General features: G+C 62.0%; 2 protein-coding genes. Both read right to left on the bottom strand.

Annotation, left to right across the window (positions count from 1 at the left end; all coding sequences use genetic code 11):
- Window positions 1-1,220: aminotransferase class V-fold PLP-dependent enzyme (locus F8R15_RS20820; protein ID WP_152845867.1), on the bottom strand; the 1,220-nt coding region annotated here is incomplete at its 3' end.
- Between the two features lie 20 nt (window positions 1,221-1,240).
- A partial coding sequence (locus F8R15_RS20815; RefSeq protein ID WP_152845866.1) for an amino acid ABC transporter ATP-binding protein occupies window positions 1,241-1,821 on the bottom strand: 581 nt, incomplete at its 5' end.

Raw genomic sequence — 1,821 nt, 5'->3', positions numbered from 1 at the left:
GCAAGCGCCTCGGTCAGCGCGTCGACCTGCGCCACCGAATTGTAATGAACCATCGAGACACGAAGGCAGCCGCTCTGCCCGGTTTCCTTCAGATCCTCGACCAGACGGCGCGAATGGAAATCGCCAAAGCGGATCGCGATGCCGAACTTGTCCATCTCGCGGGCCACCATCTCCGAGTTCAGATCGTCGAACTTGAAGGCGATCGTGGGAACACGCCCCTCCTCCATCCCGCGCCCGATGATCCGGCAATCGTTTCGCGCCTCAAGCCAGGAAATCAGGCGACCGGCCAAGACATCCTCCTGCTGAGCTATGCCTGCATAGGCGGCCTCGAGGCGCGCGCGATCGCTTCCCTCGCCGCCCAGATGCGTGCCAAGCGCGATCAGGTAATCGACGACGCCCACAGTGCTATAGGCCAGCTCGTAATTCGGATTGCCGGGCTCGAGCTTTCCCGGGACTTTGTCCTTGCCGTAGAAATAGTGATACTGGCCATCGAGCTCTCCCAGCAGATCATATTTGCCATACATGATCGCCATATGCGGCCCGTAGCACTTGTAGATGCTGAAGATGTAGTAATCGACATCCCAGTCCTGCACGTCGATCGCGCGATGCGGCGCATAAGCGACCCCGTCGACGCAGATACGCGCGCCGCGCTCATGCACGAAGGCGGCGAACTCTTTCACCGGGTTGATCGAGCCAAGAATGTTCGAGACGTGATGAATGCAGACGAGCTTGGTGCGCGGGGTCATCAACCGCTCGAGATCTTCGAGACGCATCGACATCGAGGCTTGATCGAGCGGCCAGTTCTTGATGACGATGCCGAATTCGCGCAGCGCATCCCACGGCCCGATATTGGACTCGTGATCCGCATGACTAACGATGATCTCGTCACCGGGTTGCAACTGGCCGCGCATGGCCGAGGCGAGCGTGCGCACGAGTTGCGTGGTCGAGGGGCCAAAAACGATCTCTTCGGGGCGCGCGGCGTTGACGAGTGTCTTGGCCGCTTCGCGCCCCATCATCAGCCCCTCGGCCGCCGCTTTCGACACGGCGTAGCTACCACCGGTCTGCACGTTTCGATGGATCAGGAACTCGCTGATCTTGTCGACCGCGCCCTGAACGATCTGGCTGCCGCCCGCATTGTCGAAAAACACCCAATCGGCGGCGAGCCCCGGAAAATGTCCCCAAACGAAGTCGAGATCGATCGCGTCCTGCGCTGTGTTCATCTTGCTATCCTACTCTTTGATCAATGGCTCAGCACAGCGCTGAGAAAATTCTGCGTGCGGGCTTCACGCGGCGCGCCAAGCACCTGCTCGGGCGTGCCTGTCTCGATGACCTCGCCCCCATCCATGAAGATCACCCGGTCGGCGACTTGACGGGCGAAGCCCATCTCGTGGGTGACGACGATCATCGTGACACCGGTGCCGGCGAGCGACTTCATCACGTCGAGTACCTCGCCGACCATCTCGGGATCGAGCGCGGAGGTCGGCTCGTCGAAGAGCAGCACCTGCGGCTCCATCGCGAGCGCCCGGGCAATCGCCACCCGCTGTTGCTGCCCGCCCGAAAGCTGGCCCGGATACTTGTCGGCCTGCTCGACGATGCCGACCCGGCGCAGAAGTGTTTCGGCCTGCGCCGCAGCATTGGCTCGCGAAGTGCAGCGCACGCGGCGTGGTGCCAGCATGACGTTCTCGCGGACGGTGAGATGCGGGAAGAGATTGAAGCTCTGGAAGACCATGCCGACTTCGGCACGCACCTTCGCCAAGGCCCGCCCCGGAAGGACCGGGATGCCGTCGACGCGAATTTCGCTCGCGCGGTCGAAATCCTCCA

Origin of the sequence: Thioclava sp. JE_KL1 (assembly GCF_009296265.1) — a bacterium.
GTDB lineage: Bacteria > Pseudomonadota > Alphaproteobacteria > Rhodobacterales > Rhodobacteraceae > Thioclava.
Note: the sequence above shows the minus strand (reverse complement) of the source record. Positions and strands in the feature narration are given on the sequence as shown.